General features: G+C 62.7%; 18 protein-coding genes, 1 tRNA gene and 1 pseudogene. 15 read left to right on the forward strand and 5 right to left on the reverse strand.

What is annotated here, in order from left to right:
* The first annotated feature begins 58 nt into the window (after positions 1-58).
* The 11 genes from ASF00_RS17550 to ASF00_RS17600 all read left to right on the forward strand — a co-directional run bounded on the left by ASF00_RS17550 (position 59) and on the right by ASF00_RS17600 (position 10227).
* Entirely contained in the window at positions 59-1210 is a 1152-nt protein-coding gene (locus ASF00_RS17550; RefSeq protein WP_200910564.1) for a ubiquinol oxidase subunit II, read from the forward strand.
* A gap of 9 nt (positions 1211-1219) precedes the next feature.
* On the forward strand, positions 1220-3220 hold the full coding sequence (gene cyoB / locus ASF00_RS17555; protein WP_055882578.1) for a cytochrome o ubiquinol oxidase subunit I: 2001 nt from the start codon (positions 1220-1222) through the stop codon (positions 3218-3220).
* Positions 3221-3239: 19 nt separating this feature from the next.
* Positions 3240-3863, forward strand: coding sequence for a cytochrome o ubiquinol oxidase subunit III (cyoC, locus tag ASF00_RS17560; RefSeq protein ID WP_156348431.1), 624 nt, complete (start codon positions 3240-3242; stop codon positions 3861-3863).
* Positions 3860-4234 (forward strand): cytochrome o ubiquinol oxidase subunit IV, encoded by a 375-nt coding sequence (gene cyoD / locus ASF00_RS17565; protein ID WP_055882584.1) that lies wholly within the window; start codon positions 3860-3862, stop codon positions 4232-4234. Before cyoC ends, cyoD begins: the two co-directional genes overlap by 4 nt.
* Positions 4234-4956: an SURF1 family protein gene (locus tag ASF00_RS17570; RefSeq protein WP_055882587.1), complete on the forward strand. Its 723-nt coding sequence runs from the start codon at positions 4234-4236 to the stop codon at positions 4954-4956. Before cyoD ends, ASF00_RS17570 begins: the two co-directional genes overlap by 1 nt.
* Positions 4957-4967: 11 nt before the next feature.
* Complete coding sequence (locus ASF00_RS17575; protein WP_082463537.1) at positions 4968-6281, forward strand: ATP-binding protein; 1314 nt, start codon at positions 4968-4970, stop codon at positions 6279-6281.
* 8 nt (positions 6282-6289) lie between these two features.
* Positions 6290-6823, forward strand: coding sequence for a response regulator transcription factor (locus ASF00_RS17580; RefSeq protein WP_055882685.1), 534 nt, complete (start codon positions 6290-6292; stop codon positions 6821-6823).
* 36 nt (positions 6824-6859) lie between these two features.
* Entirely contained in the window at positions 6860-7918 is a 1059-nt protein-coding gene (locus ASF00_RS17585) for a spore photoproduct lyase family protein (protein ID WP_055882590.1), read from the forward strand.
* A gap of 76 nt (positions 7919-7994) precedes the next feature.
* The gene (locus tag ASF00_RS17590; protein ID WP_055882593.1) at positions 7995-8789 is read left to right on the forward strand and encodes a DODA-type extradiol aromatic ring-opening family dioxygenase; all 795 of its coding nucleotides are present in this window, start codon (positions 7995-7997) and stop codon (positions 8787-8789) included.
* A gap of 9 nt (positions 8790-8798) precedes the next feature.
* Positions 8799-9371 carry an NADPH-dependent FMN reductase gene (locus ASF00_RS17595; protein ID WP_055882596.1) on the forward strand — a complete coding sequence of 191 codons (573 nt, stop codon included), beginning with the start codon at positions 8799-8801 and terminating at the stop codon, positions 9369-9371.
* 1 nt (position 9372) lies between these two features.
* Positions 9373-10227, forward strand: coding sequence for a pirin family protein (locus ASF00_RS17600; RefSeq protein WP_055882597.1), 855 nt, complete (start codon positions 9373-9375; stop codon positions 10225-10227).
* Here the strand turns inward: ASF00_RS17600 and ASF00_RS17605 are convergent.
* Complete coding sequence (locus tag ASF00_RS17605) at positions 10224-11090, reverse strand: peptidylprolyl isomerase (protein ID WP_055882600.1); 867 nt, start codon at positions 11088-11090, stop codon at positions 10224-10226. The two genes, ASF00_RS17600 and ASF00_RS17605, sit on opposite strands and share 4 nt — an antisense overlap.
* Positions 11091-11178: 88 nt before the next feature.
* Here ASF00_RS17605 and ASF00_RS17610 point away from each other — a divergent pair.
* From ASF00_RS17610 to ASF00_RS17620, 3 genes are all read left to right on the forward strand, one after another.
* A tRNA-Ser gene (locus ASF00_RS17610) sits at positions 11179-11269 on the forward strand.
* A 542-nt stretch (positions 11270-11811) separates the two neighbouring features.
* Positions 11812-13152, forward strand: coding sequence for a site-specific DNA-methyltransferase (locus ASF00_RS17615; RefSeq protein ID WP_055882602.1), 1341 nt, complete (start codon positions 11812-11814; stop codon positions 13150-13152).
* On the forward strand, positions 13152-13601 hold the full coding sequence (locus ASF00_RS17620) for a DUF5681 domain-containing protein (RefSeq protein ID WP_055882605.1): 450 nt from the start codon (positions 13152-13154) through the stop codon (positions 13599-13601). The genes ASF00_RS17615 and ASF00_RS17620 overlap by 1 nt, the downstream gene beginning before the upstream one ends.
* Before the next feature lie 29 nt (positions 13602-13630).
* Here ASF00_RS17620 and ASF00_RS18755 read toward each other — a convergent pair whose 3' ends face one another.
* On the reverse strand, positions 13631-13897 hold the full coding sequence (locus ASF00_RS18755; RefSeq protein WP_162233603.1) for a hypothetical protein: 267 nt from the start codon (positions 13895-13897) through the stop codon (positions 13631-13633).
* Between ASF00_RS18755 and tnpA the strand changes: the two are divergent.
* Positions 13856-14243: pseudogene (tnpA, locus tag ASF00_RS19350) on the forward strand (IS200/IS605 family transposase). The gene ASF00_RS18755 and the pseudogene tnpA overlap by 42 nt on opposite strands.
* 469 nt (positions 14244-14712) lie before the next feature.
* On the opposite strand, the gene ASF00_RS17630 reads toward tnpA, so the two are convergent.
* The 3 genes from ASF00_RS17630 to ASF00_RS17640 form a co-directional block, all read right to left on the reverse strand.
* The gene (locus tag ASF00_RS17630; RefSeq protein ID WP_055882606.1) at positions 14713-17163 is read right to left on the reverse strand and encodes a hypothetical protein; all 2451 of its coding nucleotides are present in this window, start codon (positions 17161-17163) and stop codon (positions 14713-14715) included.
* Positions 17153-18511, reverse strand: coding sequence for a hypothetical protein (locus ASF00_RS17635; RefSeq protein ID WP_156348432.1), 1359 nt, complete (start codon positions 18509-18511; stop codon positions 17153-17155). Before ASF00_RS17635 ends, ASF00_RS17630 begins: the two co-directional genes overlap by 11 nt.
* 210 nt (positions 18512-18721) lie before the next feature.
* Positions 18722-20008: an SbcC/MukB-like Walker B domain-containing protein gene (locus ASF00_RS17640; protein ID WP_055882612.1), complete on the reverse strand. Its 1287-nt coding sequence runs from the start codon at positions 20006-20008 to the stop codon at positions 18722-18724.
* Between the last annotated feature and the right edge of the window lie 16 nt (positions 20009-20024).

Consider the following 20024-nt stretch of genomic DNA (forward strand, 5'->3'; position numbering starts at 1 on the left):
AAAATGGTTGGCTGCCATACCTCTGGCGCTGCTGACCAGCGGCTGTAACTGGGTGGTGATGTCGCCGTCGGGCGACATCGCAGTGCAGCAGCGCGATCTCGTTCTGATCGCGACCGGGCTGATGCTTCTGATCATCGTGCCGGTGATCGCGATGACGCTGTTCTTCGCGTTCCGCTACCGCCAGTCGAACAAGGCCGCCAAGTACGAGCCCAACTGGGATCACTCGGTCGGGCTCGAACTGCTGATCTGGGGCGTGCCGCTGCTGATCATCATCGCGCTCGGCGCGCTGACCTGGACCAGCACGCATCTGCTCGATCCATATCGTCCGCTGGGCCGGATCAAGCCCGACACGCCGACGCTCGCGAACAACGTGCCGGTCGGCAATCTGGTCGACAAGCAGCAGGCGGGCAACGGTGCCAATGGCGCGGGCAAGCCGCTCGAGGTGCAGGTCGTCGCGCTCGATTGGAAGTGGCTGTTCATCTATCCCGAATACGGTATCGCCACGGTCAACGAACTGGCTGCGCCGGTCGATCGTCCGATCCGTTTCCAGATGACGTCCTCGTCGGTGATGAACGCGTTCTACATCCCGGCGCTCGCGGGCATGATCTACACGATGCCCGGCATGCAGACGACGCTGAACGCGGTCATCAACAAGCCCGGCAATTATGAGGGCTTCTCGTCCAACTATAGCGGCGCGGGCTTTTCGGGCATGCGCTTCCGCTTCCATGGCGTGAGCGACGCGGGCTTCCAGGCCTGGGTCAACCGCGTCAAGCAGGGCGGCGCCAAGGCCAGCGGCGGGCTGAACCGCGCAAGCTATCTCCAACTGGAGAAGCCGAGCGAGAAGGTGCCGGTGCGCTATTACAATGCGGTCGCACCGGACATTTTCAAGCTGGTCGTCGAACAGTGCGTCCAGCCAGGCAAGGTCTGCATGTCGCAGATGATGCACGGCGGAAAAAGCGGGGGGGACTCGCACGCCGGCATGGCAATGCCGGGCGTCAATGGCGGTAAGGGCCCGCAGGATTCGTCCGAGCGGGTCGAAGGCGCTTTGATGAAGGACGCCGACGAGAAGGGTAGCGGCAATCACTGGACCGCACCCGCCGACATAAAACGGGACGGCGCCAACAGCGCGCCGGGCTCGCAGTCCAACCGCAATCATACGATGTTGTCCCCCTCCACCATGCCGGGCACGCGCCCCGTCGCGAACGGCTAGAGAACCATCATGAACGACACTCTGTTGAAGACAATCTTCGGCCGCCTGACCCTGGAGTCGCTGCCGCTGCACGAACCGATCGTCGTCGCCACCTTTGCGATGGTGGCGATCGGCGGGCTCGGGCTCGTCGCGGCGCTGACCTACTTCAAGGTCTGGGGCTATCTGTGGAACCAGTGGTTCACCAGCGTCGATCACAAGAAGATCGGCATCATGTACATCATCCTGGCGATCGTCATGCTGTTGCGCGGGTTCTCCGACGCGATCATGATGCGCGCGCAGCAGGCGATGGCGTTCAACGGATCCGAGGGATACCTGACCGCGCATCACTATGACCAGGTCTTCACCGCGCACGGCGTGATCATGATCTTCTTCGTGGCGATGCCGCTGGTCACGGGCCTGATGAACTATGTCGTCCCGCTCCAGATCGGCGCGCGCGACGTGTCGTTCCCGTTCCTCAACAATTTCAGCTTCTGGATGACCGCGGCGGGTGCCGTGATCGTCATGATGTCGCTGTTCATCGGTGAGTTCGCGCGGACCGGCTGGTTGGCGATGCCGCCCCTCTCTGGACTGGCGTACTCGCCGGACGTCGGTGTCGATTACTATATCTGGGCGCTGCAGATCGCGGGCATCGGGACACTCTTGTCCGGCGTCAATCTGGTCGCGACCATCGTCAAGATGCGCGCGCCCGGCATGACCATGATGAAGATGCCGATCTTCACCTGGACGTCGCTGTGCACCAACATCCTGATCGTCGCCGCCTTCCCGGTGCTGACCGCGGTTCTCGCGATGCTGTCGCTCGACCGTTACATCGGCACCGCGTTCTTCACGAACGACTCGGGCGGCAACCCGATGATGTACGTCAACCTGATCTGGATCTGGGGTCACCCCGAGGTCTACATCCTTGTCCTGCCGGCGTTCGGTATCTTCTCGGAGGTCACCTCGACCTTCTCGGGCAAGCGCCTCTTCGGCTACAGCTCGATGGTCTATGCGACGCTCGTCATCACGATCCTCGCCTATCTCGTCTGGCTGCACCACTTCTTCACGATGGGGTCGGGCGCGAGCGTGAACTCGTTCTTCGGCATCACCACGATGATCATCTCGATCCCGACCGGGGCCAAGATCTTCAACTGGCTGTTCACGATGTACAAGGGCCGGATCCGGTTCGAACTGCCCATGATGTGGACGATCGCCTTCATGGTGACCTTCACGATCGGCGGCATGACCGGCGTCCTGCTCGCGGTGCCGCCTGCCGACTTCGTGCTGCACAACTCGCTGTTCCTGGTCGCGCATTTCCATAACGTGATCATCGGCGGCACGCTGTTCGGCATGTTCGCGGGGATCAACTACTGGTTCCCGAAGGCGTTCGGCTTCAAGCTGGACGAGACATGGGGCAAGATCTCGTTCTGGTGCTGGGTGTCGGGCTTCTACTTCGCCTTCATGCCGCTCTATGTGCTCGGCCTGATGGGCGTGACCCGCCGCATGCGCTATTTCGACGATCCGAACCTGCAGATCTGGTTCGTCATCGCCGCCTTTGGTGCAGCGCTGATCGCCGCCGGTATCGGTGCCTTCCTGATGCAGATCTTCGTCAGCATCCGGAACCGCGAGAGGCTCGCCGACCTGACGGGCGATCCGTGGAACGGTCGTACGCTCGAGTGGGCGACCTCGTCGCCGCCGCCCGAGTATAACTTCGCGTTCACGCCGATCGTCCACGATCTGGATGCCTGGTACGACATGAAGGATCGCAAGCATGTGCGTCCGCTGACCGGGTTCAAGGCGATCCATATGCCAAGCGGCACCGGCACGGGCGTCGTGCTCGCCGGGCTCAGCGTGGCGTTCGGGTTCGCGATGATCTGGTATGTCTGGTGGCTCGCAGGGCTGGCACTCGCCGGCATCTTCGGCACGACGATCTTCCACACCTTCAACTACAAGCGCGACTATCACATCCCCGTCGAGGACGTGATCGCCAGCGAGGACGCGCGCACCCGCCAGCTCGCGATCCAGGGAGCTTGACGCGATGTCCGCAATACCGATGAAAGACGGTCTGAACGAGACCAAGCCGGTCTCGTTCTACGACCTCGACGAGCACGAGCATCCCGAGGGCGGCAGCACGATGCTGGGCTTCTGGATGTACCTGATGAGCGATTGCCTCATCTTCGCGGTTTTGTTCGCGGCCTATGCCGTGCTCGGCAACAGCTATGCCGGCGGTCCCAGCCCGAAGGAGATCTTCGAGCTGCCGCTGGTGGCGGTGAACACCGCGATGCTGCTGTTCTCCTCGATCACCTACGGCTTCGCGATGCTGTCGATGGAGGAAGGTCGCCAGCGCGTCATGCAGATGTGGCTGGTGTTCACCGGCCTGTTCGGTCTCGCGTTCCTGTCGATCGAAATGTACGAGTTCGCCACCCTCATCCATGAGGGTGCGGGCCCGACGCGCAGCGCGTTCCTGTCGTCGTTCTTCACGCTCGTCGGCACGCACGGCCTGCACGTCACGATGGGTCTGATCTGGCTCGTCACGCTGATGGTGCAGGTCCAGAAGCACGGCCTGATCGCCGCGAACAAGCGCCGCCTGATGTGCCTCAGTATGTTCTGGCATTTCCTCGACGTCATCTGGATCGGCGTCTTCACCTTCGTCTATCTGATGGGCACCCTACGATGAGCGACCCCCACGCAAACACGCATGACGCGCATGCGGACCATGACCACGCAGCGCACGGCACGCGTGGCAGTTACATCAAGGGGTTCTTCCTCTCGGTCATCCTGACCGCGATCCCGTTCTGGATCGTCATGACCGACGCGTTCAAGGATCCGTCGACCGCAGCCCTCGTCGTGATGGTGTTCGCGGTCGCGCAGATCGTCGTCCACATGATCTACTTCCTGCACATGAGCGGCAAGTCGGAGGGCGGCTGGACGATGATGGCGCTGATCTTCACGATCATCCTCGTCGTCATCACGCTCAGCGGGTCGATCTGGGTGATGTACCACATGAACACGAACATGATGCCGATGCAGGCCGCGGCAGACATGTGATGAGCGCGCGACCGGGCCCTGCCGTCTATGTCGCAGGCCTGGTCGCGCTGCTGCTGTTCGCCGGGTTCATGGCGCTCGGCATCTGGCAGATCGAGCGCCGCGCCTGGAAGCTCGAGCTGATCGAACAGGTCGCGGCGCGCGCGCATGCCGCGCCCGCGCCCCCGCCGGGCCCCGCCTCTTGGGGCGCGATCACCGCCCCCACCGACGCCTATCGCCGCATCCGGCTCGACGGCACGCTCGACAATACCCGCGAGACGCTGGTCCGCGCCGCCACCGCACTCGGCAGCGGCTATTGGGTCGTCACGCCCCTGCGCACCGCCCAAGGCTTCACCGTCCTAGTCAACCGCGGCTATGTCTCCTCGGAGCAACGCGCCGCGCATGCCAAGCCGACCGGCCCGATCACGATCACTGGGTATCTGCGCATCACCGAACCGGGTGGCGGTTTCCTGCGCAGCAACGATCCCGCTGCCGGCAAATGGTATTCGCGCGACGTCGCCGCGATCGCCGCCGCCCGCGGGCTGACCAACGTCGCGCCCTATTTCGTCGACGCGGACAAGACCGGCACTGCTGCCCCCATCGGCGGGTTGACGATCATCGCCTTCCCGAACAACCACCTCGTCTACATGCTGACCTGGTTCGCGCTCGCCGCGATGACGGTCGTCGCGTTCGTCGTGTTCGTCCGGCAGGATGCGCGCAAGCGGCGAGGGGCGGTCGACACGTGACATCGGGAAGCATGGGCGCCAGCGTTGCACGTCAAAGCTGGCAACGGTGGCTAGCGCTCGCCACTGCGCGCACCGACGCGACCGGCAACGCCAACATGCGTCAGCTCGTCACGCTGCGCTGGATTGCGGTGGCCGGACAGTTCGTCACGATATTGTTCGCCCGCTTCGCGCTTGGCTTCGATCTGCCGATGATTCCGATGCTTGCGGCGCTGGCGGCGGGGGTGGGGCTCAATCTGGTCAGCATGCCGCTATACGGGTGGCGCAAGGGCGCAAATATTCAGCTCCTGCTCGCGCTCCTGTTCGACGTCGGCCTGCTCACCACGCAGCTCTATCTCGCAGGCGGCGCGACCAATCCTTTCATCTCGCTGTATCTGCTCCACGTCGTGCTCGGCGCAGTGCTACTCGATCGCTGGTCGAGCTGGGCGATCGTCGCCGTCACGGCGATCTGTTTCGGACTGCTGACGCTCTACTACCGCCCGTTGATCCTGCCGCCCAATTACAGCGGCGAGTATTTCATCCTCTACACGATCGGCTCGCTGCTCTGCTTCATGCTGATCGCGACGTTGCTGATGCTGTTCATGACCCGCATCACGGGTAACTTGCGCGCGCGCGATACGCGGCTCGCCGATCTCCGCCAGCAGGCCGCTGAGGAGGATCACATCGTCCGCATGGGTCTGCTCGCGTCGGGCGCCGCGCACGAGCTCGGCACGCCGCTCGCCTCGATCGCGGTCATCCTCGCCGACTGGCGCCGCATGCCGACGCTCGCGCAGGACGCCGATCTCCAGGCCGAGATCGTCGAGATGCAATCCGAGGTCCAGCGCTGCAAGGCGATCGTCACCGGCATCCTCCTGTCCGCCGGCGAAGCGCGCGGTGAGGCGCCCGAAATCATGCCGCTCCACCAGTTCCTTGATGCGATCGTCGACGAATGGCGCGCGGTGCATGCGGGTGTAGAGTTCGACTATACCACCCGAGTCGGCGACGATCCGCAGGTCGTCTCCGATCCCGCACTCAAACAGGTGATCGCCAACGTGCTCGACAACGCCGCCGAAGCCTCGCCGCATTGGGTCGCGTTCCGCGGCGAACGCAGCGACGGCGACCTCGCGCTGATCGTCCGAGATCGCGGCCCGGGCTTCAGCGACGAACGACTCGCGAGCTTCGGCAAGCCGTATCAGTCGAGCAAGCGCGAACCCGGCCACGGCCTCGGCCTGTTCCTGGCGGTCAACGTCATGCGCAAGCTGGGCGGCGGCGTGTCCGTGGTGAACTGCGAGGGCGGCGGTGCGGAAGTCACGATCCGTATGCCGCTCTCCGCGATCGCCCTGTCATGAACGGGGCCATGACGGACACGAAGTTACTCGCGATCGTCGAGGACGACGAGACGTTCGCCCGTACGCTCCGCCGCTCGTTCGAACGCCGCGGCTATGAGGTGATGCAGGCGGCCAGCCACGAGGAACTCGTCGAGCAATTGGCCGACCGCACGCCGCGCTACGCGGTGGTCGACCTGAAGCTCGGCGGCGCGTCAGGCTTGGTCTGCGTCCAGACTCTCCACGCGCACGACCCCGAGATCCTCGTCGTCGTCCTCACCGGTTTTGCGAGCATCGCCACCGCGGTCGAGGCGATCAAGCTCGGCGCGTCGCACTATCTCGTCAAACCCTCGAACACCGACGATATCGAAGCCGCCTTCGACCGCACCGAAGGCGTCGTCGACACCGAATTGTCCGAGCGCCCGACCTCGATCAAGACGCTCGAATGGGAGCGGATCCACACCACGCTCGCCGAAACCGACTTCAACATCTCCGAGACCGCGCGCCGCCTCGGCATGCATCGCCGCACGCTCGCGCGGAAGCTCGAAAAGCGCCCCGTCAAATAGCGGCAACGCATCGGCGGTGGCCGGCGTTGTCCCCCGATGCGCTCACCCAAACTCTGGCAACCCCGCCGCCTGCTGGCGACCCCGTCCGCGCTGACCTGGGATCACGGCGCCCAGATCGTCGCCCGCGCCACCGCACTGGGCGTACCCGTCACGACACTGCCGAGCGACCGCCTCAAGCTCGACCTCCCCGACGACTCGCGCCACGCCTATGCCGAAGCCAAAGCTACGCTCGCGCTGGTCGTCGCGCCGCCCTCCAAGCGCAAGCTTCAGCCGATCGCGCCCAGCGCGGACTGGCGGATCGATCTTGCCGAGGGGTGCCCGGCGCATTGCGGCTATTGCTACCTCGCCGGCTCGTTGAAGGGCCCGCCGATCACGCGCGTCTACGCGAACCTGCCAGAGATCCTCGCCGAACTCCCGGCGCATCTGGGGCAGGGCACGGTCACCTCGCGCTCGACCACCCGCGCACACGAGGGGACGACGTTCGAGGCCTCCTGCTACACCGACCCGCTCGGCATCGAGCACGTCACCGGATCGCTGTCCGCGCTGATCGCGCATTTCGGCGCGTGGGAGGCCGACGTGCAGCTCCGCTTCACCACCAAGTTCGATGCGGTCGAACCGTTGCTGGATCTCGACCACCGCGGCCGCACCCGGATGCGCGCGTCGATCAATCCCGCCGCCTATGCCCGCTTCGAAGGCGGCACGAGTCCCGTCGCTGCGCGGTTGGTGGCACTGCGCAGGATGGCGGACGCCGGCTACCGGATCGGCCTGACCGTCGCGCCGATCATCGCCGCGGACGGGTGGCGCGAGGCGTATGGCGCGTTGCTGGCGGAGGCGGGCAGGGTGCTCGCCGACATCCCCGACGTGACGATCGAGCTAATCACGCACCGCTATACGCCCGGATCGAAGGCGGTGCTCGAAACCTGGTATCCCGGCTCGTCGCTCGATCTCAGCATGGCCAATCGCAGCGAGAAGCGCACCAAGTTCGGCTCGGTCAAATATGTCTATGACGCGGACACGATGCGCGCGCTCCGCAGCTTTTTCCAGGACGAGATCGCGGCGAAGCTTCCGCAGGCGCGCATCCTCTACTGGACCTGACCGCCGCGCCAACCGGCAACGCAGCGTTGCCATTCACGCCCTTCCGATCACCGCCGCCGCCGCCTACCTCAAGAGCATGACAAACGCCCGCCAGCCGACCCTGTTCATCCCGCACGGTGGCGGCCCCTGCTTCTTCGTGGACGATCCCGCGGGTAACTGGACCGGCATGGCCGCATATCTCCGGTCGATCGCCGCCTCGCTGCCGGAGAGGCCCAAGGCGGTCCTGGTTGTGTCCGGTCACTGGGAGACGCGCGGCTTCGCCTTCACCGGCGCCGCCACCCCGCCGCTGGTCTACGATTACGGCGGCTTCCCCGCGCATACCTATGAGATCCGCTACGACTCGCCCGGCGATCCCGCTTTGGCCGCGCGTGCCGTCGACCTGCTCCGCGGTGCCGGCCTGACCGCCACCGTCGACCCGATGCGCGGGCTGGATCACGGCGTCTTCATCCCCATGAAGGTCGCGTTCCCCGACGCCGATATCCCGGTCGTCGAAATGTCGGTCGATCGCGATCTCGACCCCGCGCTCCACGCCGCTGCCGGCCGCGCGCTCGCCCCCTTGCGCGACGACGGCGTCCTGATCGTCGGCTCGGGCATGAGCTTCCACAACATGCGCGGCTATGGCGACCCGCGCTTCACCGCGCCGTCCGAGGCCTTCGACCACTGGCTCACCGCCGCGGTCGAGGCCGACCCGACCGCCCGCGCCGCAGCGCTCGGCCGTTGGGCCGACGCCCCCGCCGGCCGCCTCTCGCACCCTCGTGAGGAGCACCTCCTGCCACTCATGGTCGCCGCCGCCGCGTCAGACCAGCCCGGCACGCAGGTCTACGGCGAACGCGTCCTGCAAACCGCCATCTCCGGCTATCGCTTCAACTAAGGAAATTCGATGTCCTCTCCCGTGCTACTCGCTTTGTCCGGCAGCCTGCGTCGCGGCTCGTACAACGGCGCGATCCTTGCCACGCTTGGCGAGGTGGTCGTCGACAAGGCCGCGCTCACGGTCTTCCCGCTCAACGACGTCCCGCTCTATGACCAGGACGCCGATACCGACACGCCCCCCGAAGCCGTTGCGGCCTTGCGCGCGGCGATCGGCGCGGCCGATGGGATCGTCATCGCCTCCCCCGAATATAACCACGGCATGTCCGGCGTCCTGAAGAACGCGCTCGACTGGGCCTCGCGCCCGCACGGCAAGGCGACGCTGACGGGCAAGCCGGTCTTCACGCTCACCTCTTCGCCAGGCGCAGTCGGCGGCGCGCGCGCGCATGCCCAGCTGAACGAGACGCTGGCGTCGATCGGCGCGCGGGTCGTCCTGCGTCCCCAGGCCGTCGTCGGCGCGGTGCACGAGAAGATCGCCGACGGTCGCCTGACCGACCAGCGCACGCTCGACTTCCTCGTCGCCGGTATAGACGACCTGCTCGCCGACATCGTGCGCCCCACGGCCGCCGACCGCGAGGCGTCGTAAAATGCGCCAGCTCCTCCGCCAATACCCCGCTCAGCGCGACGATATCGCCGATCTCGTCACCCGGAGGCCGCTGCCGGGGCCCGGCCTGCCGCAGGTCGACCCGTTCCTGTTCCTCAACCATCACGGCCCGCAGACCTATCGCCCCGGTAACTCGGGTCTCCCCTTCGGCCCGCACCCGCACCGCGGGTTCGAGACGGTGAGCTTCATCCTCGAGGGCGAGATGGCGCATCTCGACAGCGGCGGCCACGAAAGCGTCATCCGCGCGGGTGGCATTCAGTGGATGACCGCAGGCTCGGGCCTGATCCACGCCGAGATATCGCCTGCATCGTTCAAGCGCGACGGCGGCCCGCTGGAAATCCTGCAGCTCTGGGTGAACCTCCCCGGCCGGCTCAAGATGACCAAGCCCGCTTATACCGGCCTCCAGCGCGAGGACATTCCCGCGATTCCCGTCGAAGGGGGCGTCGTGAACCTGATTTCGGGCGCATTCGGCGAGACGCAGGGCCCGATCAAGTCGCTGACCGATGTTACGATGATGACGGTCGCGCTCGAGGCGGGGGGGCATGTCGACCTGCCCGCACCAGCCGGTCGCTCAGTCTTTTTCTACGTCGTTGCCGGGTCCCCCTCGGCCAACGGGACCCCGGTCAACCCGCACCACCTCGCCACGTTCGCGATGGACGGAGCCACGATCGCGGTCACCGCGCAAGCGCCCGCCACGATCCTCTACGGCCATGCCGACCCGATCGGCGAACCCGTCGTGTCGCACGGCCCTTTCGTCATGACCACGCGCGAGGAGATCGTGCGCGCGATCGACGATTATAACGCCGGCCTGTTCGGCGAGCCGCCCGTCATCCGCTAGGGCGCCTTGCGCACCGGGGGCAGCGCGGCACAGATGTCCGCGCCGCCCGCCGGCACCGTGAAGAACGGCCCCGACCGGTTCTCGCGCGAGGCGATCCAGGCGATGAACCGCGGATTGTCCGCGCGGCGATACTCGAAATGCGGCCGCGCGGCGGCGGGGAGCGCGCTGGCCAGCCGAGCGGACACGATCGGGCTGCGCTCGCCCGCGGTCGTGTAGAAGCCCAGATCCCCGGTCCCGCGCGGTAGCGACGACAGCCACTCGATCCCGTCGATCACGCGCCCGACGACCGCGATGTTGCGGTCGAGCGCACGCGGCGAATGACCGATCACGGTATAGAGCTCCGCGCCGCTGCCCGTGCTCGGCGCCAGATCGCGCGCGACGCCGACCATGCCGTAGCAATGCGGCAGCCACTCGGTCGCGCCGTTGCCGGCCAGCGGCCATCCGTCGCGACTATAGCCAGCCCATTCGGCATAGGGATCGCGTTGCGCCAGCCGCGCCACCGTCGTCGGCCCGGCATGCGCATATTCCGCCGGCGGGGTTTCGACGACGCCCGCGGCCAGCGCCTTCTTCTCGGTCGCATCGCCCCATTGCGCGACATAATTGTCCTGCAACCGGTACACGCTGGTCCCGAGATCCCACCACTTGGCAGCGGCAAGCTTGCGGATATTGGCAACATGGACCGGCGCGTACCGGCTTGCGAGACGGACGGTGAAGCTGTGCCCGTTCGCCAGCGTGAATACGAGCAGTTCGTCGTCCGGCACCGCGATCCAGTCGGCCGGCACCGGATCCGAGGGGAGCGCCGCGGCGGCGGGTGAAGCCGCAACGGCTTGTGCGAGCGCGGCGGCGAAGAGGAAATTCAGCATCGCCGGAGACTGCCCGAGTGCACCTGCACACGCAATCGCTTGCGCGCGCGCGAAACCCGCTCTAGCAGATCCCCTTCCAGAGCAATGCGGAGCGGTGGCCGAGTGGTCGAAGGCGCTCGCCTGGAAAGTGAGTATACGTCAAAAGCGTATCGAGGGTTCGAATCCCTCCCGCTCCGCCATTTAGTCCCAGAATTAGCGAACGCACGCCGACCGGCGCCCTGAAACGGCGGAGTTCGGCGCCTTTTTGCGTCTGCAACGGTACGCAGGAGACGCCGGTCAGACTGCAAACGCGCGCCACGCGCCTGCCTTTCTCTGCAGTCACGGCAACCAGTACCGTTTCCCTGCTATTCCCTGCCAACCCGTGCGTTCGCCATTTCGTGCAATGAATGATGCATTTCTTATCGAGAAAAGCGAGCAATCTTCGTAATTTAGCGGCAGCGGTCCCTGTAGTTTCCGGCAGCGAAAATAGCGTGCCTTGGCAGCGTAAGCGCATGTCGGTTTCAGTGAATGTGCGTACTCCGCACCGACGAAAGTAAATTGGGCGGTTGGCCCGACAAATGTAAAGTATAGCCTTAATCGAAATAATTACATGTGGGGTATGCGAGGCTATTGACGTGAGAAGATCTCGAGCTATCTCTGAAACCAGAAGACGAGGCCAAATGAGTGTGTGGTTGGCGTCTTCGTGCATCTTCGCGAGCCGCCTTTTATATGAGGTGATTGCGTGGCGAAGGTAAAATTAGAACATGGCTCTAATCGAGCATCTGCGGTCGGCGAATGGGAGCTGATCGCGTTATCAAGCCTGACGCCTGCCGTTCGGCGAACCCGGACGCACGGCGGAAAGAAGCGTCAGATCGTTGAGGCAAGTATCCGCGAATACGGCATCCTCGATCCCATCACCATTAACAGCGCGAACGTCATCATCGACGGACACCTTCGTGTCGAGGTTGCGCGCAAGCTGGGCTTCAGGGAGGTCCCGGTTATTCGCATCTCTCATCTGAGCGATGCCGAGCTGCGCGCCTATGCCATCGCAGCGAACAAGCTGCCCGGGGTGGCAAACTATGATCTCGATGCTTTGCGCATCGAGCTGGAGGAGATTCGCGCGGACGTGCCGACGCTGGATCTGACGCTCACCGGCTTCACCATTGGCGAGATGGATCGTCTCGATGGGCGCTATCTTGCCGGACGGTATGACGATCTCGACGGTGACCTGCCCGAAATCGACGAAGAGCCGGTGACACGGCCTGGCGATCTATACGCGCTCGGAAATCACAAGATCATATGCGGCGACAGTTTGGAGCCGTCTGCCTACGCGACGCTGATGGGTGCGGATCGGGCGGCGTGCTGCTTCACCGATCCACCGTATAATGTGAAGATCCAGGGGCACGTGACGAGCTCGGCAAAGCATGGCGATTTTGCCATGGCGTCAGGCGAAATGACGCAGGGCGAATTCGAACGCTTTCTCGACATCGCGCTGGTGAATGCTCGCGATCAGCTCACCGATGGCGCAATCGTCTTCGTCTGCATGGACCATGCTCACCTGCTCGAGCTGCTTCGCGTCGGCGAACAGGTGTTCAGCGAGCGCCTGAACATCTGCATGTGGGACAAGGGCCGGGGCGGTATGGGCTCGCTGTACCGAAGCCAGCACGAATGCGTCGCGGTGTTCAAGAATGGCTCCGCCCCGCACATCAACAATGTCGCGCTCGGCAAGAATGGTCGCGACCGTACCAACGTCTGGTCGTTTCCCGGCATGATCGGATTTGGGAAGGCAAAGAACAAGGCGCGGGCGTTGCACCCAACCGTCAAGCCGGTCGTGCTTATGGCCGAGGCGCTCCTGGACGTGACGAACATCGGCGACCGAGTGCTGGACCCGTTTGGCGGCTCGGGCAGCACGCTGATTGCCGCCGAGCGGACCGGTCGTCAGGCGCGGTTGATCGAGTTCGATCCAATCTATGTTGATCGCACCATCGCGCGCTGGGAGAAGCTGACCGGCGGCCAGGCCGAACGTCTGCACCGTGAGCCTGACGCCGCCACCGAACCTGCCGATGCCGAGGAGTGTGCGTAATGGGACACTATGATGATCGCGATTATGCCGTCGGCAAGGGCAAGCCGCCGGTCGAACATCAGTTCAAGAAGGGGAAGTCCGGCAATCCAACAGGTCCAAGCCACAAGAAGAAGGCGCGGGACGCGACGCTCGAAGTGCTCGCACACGAAGCCGTGAACGAGATGGTATCGGTTCTCATAAACGGACGTGAACGTCGATTGCCGAAGAAGCAAGCTATTGTTCTTGGTATCGTCAACGACGGACTGGCCGGAACACCTGCGCAGCGCCTCAAGGCGCTAAAGGCGCTGAAGGATATTGGTGCGTTCGTCAGGACCATCGAGGATCACCGGCTTACCCCGGAGATGGAGCAGGAGCGAGCCATAGCGCTCCTCAATCTCTTGAGAGAAGAGGGTATGCGCGACGAAGAGATGCGGCACCACTTTGCGGAATACAATCGATTGGTGCCGTGAACCTCGATGCTACCCGAAAGTAAGGGCCATTATAATGCGTGGGCTATGGTCCAGTCGACGAGCCCGGCGTTGATGGCGAGGTCGGCGACCTCGCTGCCTTGTACCAGCTCGAGGCGTCGTCTGCCTGTCGATGGCGGTACGATAAGAGTCCCGGCCGGGGAGTGACAGATGAGCATGATGCGCTCGCCGGCGTTTCGTTCGTCGAGCCGTCTGGCGTAATCGTCGACCACCTGCTGGTTCACGCTCGATTTGATCTGCACCGCCATACGCTCGCGTGTGAAGGACTGTTCCATCATCGCTACCATGTCGTCTGGGCACCGAAGTACCGCTTCAAGGTGCTCGGAGGCGAAGTCCGCTTGAAGGATGCGCGAGATCATCCCGCAGGTTTGCGCCGAGATGGGCGTGACGATCCTCAACGGTCCGCTGTCCTTCGACCTCGTCCATATGTTCGTCGAAATCCCGCCGCAAATCTCGGTCAGCGATTTTCGTGCGCCGCGTAACGGGCGGTCATCGCGCTAAATCCGGCAGGAGTTCGAGCATATCGGCAAGCGCTACTGAGACCAGAGCTTCTGGCAAAGAGCATACTTCTCAACCACCTCGGGCAAACTCACCCACGAGGAAGGCTTCAGCTACTTCGAATGATCCTACCGGCGTGAGCCGGTCTGTCGTTCAGAGCAAGGGTGCATAGCGGCCCGGCCGCTTTCGGGCGGCGATCGCCGGTAAGCAGCCGTTCGTTCAGACGGCAGGGCAGTGGATCTGAACGGCTGATTCGGGTGGAAACCGGAACTGTAGCTTTGGAGACTGCGGTTGCCCGGTAGGATGTGTGGGATATATTCCGGATGGATAACGTAACGGCGCTCGGAACAGCACTTCGGACATAGGCTCAAGTATATAATACGCTAAATAGCATAATCTATTATGTAAATAAGTAGATTAATATAAAGATCAGCGGAATAATATGCAATAATTGCAGTTATCACATAAGCCGAATTGACTTATTTTTATAAAGTAACATACGAGCGCCGCCGAGGACCGTGGTAACTCCCTAAAATCTCGCGCAAGACGTGTTGAATGTTGGAGTATCGATACTAGGGATGTCGAAGGAGGGGCGTCATTTTTGGCTCAACACAAGATCATCGCGACCAAAGTCGATGAGAGTCTGCCGTATTCTTGCGCCTTGTTGGGCATCCATGCCCATCTTCAATTCCATTTGCTTGATGGTGCCGAGCAGTTCCTCCTGACCGAGCTCGGGGAAGACCTTGGTAGCGACGAACAGGCTCGGCACCTGTTTTTCCAAAATATCTTGGAGCGACTTATGAGCCTTCGCGCTGCGAACCTCCGACAGGATGGCCGCTAGGACCCATCGAGAGATGACCGTGAGCGTCGTAATCTGGACTGGGAGGGTGTCGCTCTCGGCCGCAAACTGCAACCGCCCGATCAGGCTTCGGTTAAAATCCGGCCCCCAAATCGCTGCGATCGATTTCGCCGCAACGAACAAAAAGCTGTCTCGGAAGTTTTCACCCGGCTCACCAGAAAACGGAATCAGGGCTGTCTCGTTCCCATCCTCGGTCTTATACCGCTTGGTGCAGCCGTGCAGCATTACGTACAGCATGAACAGCGATCGGGTTACGAAGTCGAGATCGAGCGTAGCATTCGCGTTTTTTGCCCGCTCCAAAAAGCCTTGGAACTTCTCTATCCCTCGCCAAAGTGCGTACTGATTGCGTTCGAACTCGCTTGCGGAGACGATGGCCGGTTCGACGTCTGCCGCATATAACGAACGACGGTTGGTTCCAGCGTCGTCCTGTTCCCCGACGTCGTCCTGATCCTCCCCAACATCATACACTTTCGCCTTAGCCGCGTCTTCGGCATCGATACTGTCGGCGGTCTCCACATTGACCATGCCCCGGAGCACAATCTGCAGAAGTGCCTGGAGCGCCGGGTTTTCACCATGGGCAAGGCCGGCCGACTTCATACTTGCGCGGAGGTTGAGCGCCTTCCTGAACTCGTCAGCTGTCGCGAAATCACGTCCCGTAATCCGGGGCGGTGCGCCGCGGCCGCCAGCGGCGCGGACCCTTTCCAGCGATGGGCCGCTCTTGGCGTCATCGTCCAGCAGAAGGTGGATGTCCTTCGCCAGCCCGATCAGGTCGGCCTCGCCGTTGAGGACGGCATCAAGTTTCTTCCTGATGGCATCGGCAACCGGAAACGGCGCGAAGCGCATCAACTCTTCCGGATTGGCGATGATCACCGGTCGACTGATCCGACCGTCACCCAAGCAGACGCGCGCGATATTTGAGTCGGGCGTTACATCCCCTAACTCGGCCGTCCACACACCGTTGGCGTGATTAGACAACGGAAAATGCTCGTCATCGATCTTTATGGACTTCCCTTCTCCCTTGATGCGCAGGGTCGGCGACCAGATCAGCCGTCTCCCGCGGCGCTCGACGGAGCCTGCCGTAAAGGTGGTCGTATCAGGGAGTGCATCGGCCCTGTCCGGCGGCGCCGGGATATCGGCGACTGCTATCGTAGACTTATAGGAGAGGTTCAGCAGTTTTTTCACAGCACCGCGCGGCAGCTTCCGGAACAGGAGGCACTCGTGATTTTCTCCGGCTTTGCCGGGCACACCCAAAGCCGCGGTCGTACAATTGGCACTGCCGACGAAGAGGAAATCGTGGCCAGCGCCTTGAAAGAGGAACATCTTCGCATGGAGAAAGCGCGTGTTGCTTTCATCCGGCCCAATCGGGTGAAACTTGAGAGCCAGTTTGCCGATCGCCGCAATCGGGAAAGTGGAGGACCGCGATGGATTGCGCCGATTTTGGGCGAGGAAGATGCGCACGTCCGGATTTCCGACTGTGGTAGCTAAGCGCTTGAGAGCCGAAAGCTGTTCATCCCAGTAAGGCGAGATGATTGTCAGCCGCTCGACCGGTTCGTCGATCAGCTCGAGCATCCGATCGGCCAGACCGATCGTGTCCGCCGGATCGGAAAGCAAGAGGTCAATTTTGGATCCATCCAGCAGCGTGAACGCAGCATTGCCCTCCATCACGGCCTCGTCGATCCAGGGCGACTGGCTGCGGAGCAACTCGAGCTTATACGCGGCCTTGCTGTCGTCGCCAGGACGAGCCAAGGCCGACAGCCATTGGTGTGCTTTGATGAAGAGTGTCCGATGGATATCACTATCCGCGTCATCGTCCCGAGCCTGCCACGACAAGGTCGAGACAAGTTCAAGATTTCCCGCCCAGCCCGCCGAGGTGACGTTCGCGGAGCCGATAATCAGTTTGGCTTTCGCCTTGCCGTAGCGCAGGGCCAATTTCGGGTGGAAGCACGATGTGGTTTCGATCGGCACCACGAGATACTTCCGACCGGCATTCATGAATGCATCCGGGATTGCTTCAAGCGACTGCCCCAGCATCGATGCGTCCGCGAGCAGCAGATTGTTCTGGCAACCTAGCCCGCGCAGTCTGAGTTGCAGGCTCGCGTCGTAGAAGGCTGGATCGACGCTGAAGGTCGATAGGATCGAGCTGTGAAATCCAGTCTCCTTGAAGTCATCGAAAAGACTATGCGGCATTGAGAAATTCCGCGCCGGCAGCAGTGATAAGCCCGGATTCCACATCAACCAGACCGGCGTCGTACGAAAATGTGAGGAGGTTCTCTATTCGGGGCTGCGTGTAGGTGTATTCACTTAATTCACCGTCGACGAGGCATCCATCGTCAAGCGTGAATCGGTATGTGAAGCGCCCTCCGGTCGCCAGCTTTTGGCCGGCTATCGTCAAGTGGTTCGACACCACGAACTTCTTGATGAGCTTGGCGACCGTGGTCCTGGCGTTGCCATGCGGATGGAGATCGAGGAACCTGAAAATTCCTTCGGCCGAGCGCCCTTCGGCGGTGGCTAGACTCAACGCTTTTCGAACCTCCGAAGCTTCTCTCCAGCGATGCCAGAGCGAGAGAATGAGCTTGGTACAACTCGCGATCGCCGCAACATCAGGCATCTTCTTGACCGACGCGACCGCGAGCAGGCCTGCTCCCAGATCATGGTCTTCTCCCAGGCTCTTGCTCGCTAGAGCCGCCGCGACATCCTCCGTAGAAGCCTCTCCGTCGGTGACCGCGAGCGCCGCTAGGCCGGTTGCAAGTTCCTCGACGGAGGTTGGCTCGGTAACCCGATTGGACAGCCCGACGATCGCATTGAGCCAGACCTCGAGCGCGATATGACAAAATTCGTTCAGGAAATAGGCGCGCCATCCTGTGAGATTGTTTTCCGCCTGAGGTGCAGCTTCCAGTTGTCCCCGCTGCACGTAGAGTTCCCGGCGCAGGTTGAAGTCGCCCTTCGCATCCGACACCACGGCCAACAGGTTACGAAGTGAGGTGCGCCTGGCGTCAGCGGTGGGGTCATCGGCGCGAGCGCCCTGGAGAAACACCCTCAGCAATCGCGCTTCTTCGCTGGTCGGCTTCAGGTACGATGGATGAAGAGCCCCGGAAATCACCTCGCAATCTGACCGCGAAATACGACCAGCCTTCACAGCTTTCAGCAGTAGACTGCAGGCTTCCGGATGTTCCTCCTGCACCGCCTCGGCGAGCACCTTCCCGGCGTTAATGGTCACGCCATAGACACGGTCGGATACGTTATCGATCAAGCGCATCTCGAGCATGCTAGCGGTATAGAACTGACCGAAATTCCCGTACTTCGCCTTGAGATACTGACCATCCTCTCCGGGTCTGTCGGTCGGTTTGATAAGATCGAACGTCTTCCTCGAAGAATCGGCAGCTTCAAGCCGCCCCCAGTCAGATCCAGCCATGCCTAACGCATTGGGCGCATCGCCAATCTGACAGGCCAGCGCGATCGCCGCCTCGCAGCGCCGGATAAATTCGATCCATTTACCTTCTTTTGTCGTGTGGTGGATTTGCTCGAATTGCCACACTACCCAGCAATAGAAGGAATAGTAGCGGAGCCGATTGGTCACGTTAGTGAGCCCCGGCACGAGAGAAGTGTACAGCCGAACGGAAGCAGCCTGAAAGCCGAGTGGATCCCGCCCCGCCGAGAAGCTCCCCGGCTTAGTCCAGTCTGCTACGTATGTCATATTCCCCCTTACTACCCTCGCGGAGCTTTGGTCGATTCGGTAGTCGCCGTCCTAAGCAATACGCTCTTCTATCGTGCTTCCGCTGGGCGTCTTGATAACTGTAAAGCCGTTCGGCACGGCCTGCTGAACGAGGGGAACATGCGAGATAAGCCCCACGGCCCTGTTCTGGCCGACGATGTCCTGCAAAACCTGTAGCACCTGATCGAGCGTCCCGCCGTCTCCATCACTGTCGAGACTGCCGAATCCCTCGTCGATAAAGATCGTATCGAGGCGGATCGCACCATGGCTCATCTCGACGATGTCAGAGAGACCCAGCGCAAGAGAGAGCGCGGCAATGAAGGTTTCACCACCTGAGAGCGTGCTTACCTCACGCGCGCGACCGGTCTGAATGTCGTGCACACGGATATCGAGACCGCGCTTGCGGCGGCCACCTACCGTCTGGACGTCGCGTTCCAGCCGATATCGCCCCTCGCTCATGGGCCCGAAGCGCAGGTTGGCGGCTTCGAGCACCTGATCGAACATTGCGCCGACGGCGCATGTCTCCAGCGTGATATTCATTGCATTGCGGCCCTCGAACGCGTCGGCGAGCGCGCGCATAGGGCCGGACTGTTCGTTCAGCAGAGTCAGGCGATCGATCTGCTCGCGCAGGCTATCGAGCAATTGGGTCAACTGGTTGCAACCCGCACGCGCGTCGGCGGCAGCGCAGGTAGCAGTCGCGGCGGCTGCCTGCGCAGCATCCCGGTCGGCGCGGAGAAGATCGAGATTCGGGCGCTCGCGCTCCGATATCGCCGCGCTCGTATCCTCAACCCGGCTCTGCGCACGCGTCAGGTTTTCACGCAACGCGTCAAGTTGTTTAAGCATGGTCGCGATGTTCGCAATATCGGCTTTCGCCACCCGATACTGCTCATCGGTCAGGCCGAGCTCGTCTCGCCGTGTCGCATAAGCGGTCCGCGCATCGGCAACGTCCTGGTCGCATTCGGTGATACGCTTTGCCGCACCCGTTCGGTCGCTTTCGGCAGCGGCGCGATCAGCGCTGCTCTGCGTGCAGGCGTCCTGCGCTGTCTGGACTTCCTGCTGACGCTGGTCGATCTGCGTGCTGACGATGCATCGCCGAAGCGTGATCGCGGCGGCATCGCGAAGCGATTCAGGAACTGCGGCGATGTGGTCATTATATGACTGCCGTGCGAGCGCGGCTGCTGTCCCCGCCGACTGCTCTGCTTCGGCCTTCGACGAGCGTTCGGCGTCCGCCGTGGTGACGTAGCCCTCAAGCGTCCCGGTCTGGCCGACGAGGGACGCCACATCGACGACAGCGCCCAGCGCCTCGATCGCCTCGCCCATCCGCAGGGCCTCACCC

Origin of the sequence: Sphingomonas sp. Leaf34 (assembly GCF_001421805.1) — a bacterium.
Lineage (GTDB): Bacteria > Pseudomonadota > Alphaproteobacteria > Sphingomonadales > Sphingomonadaceae > Sphingomonas.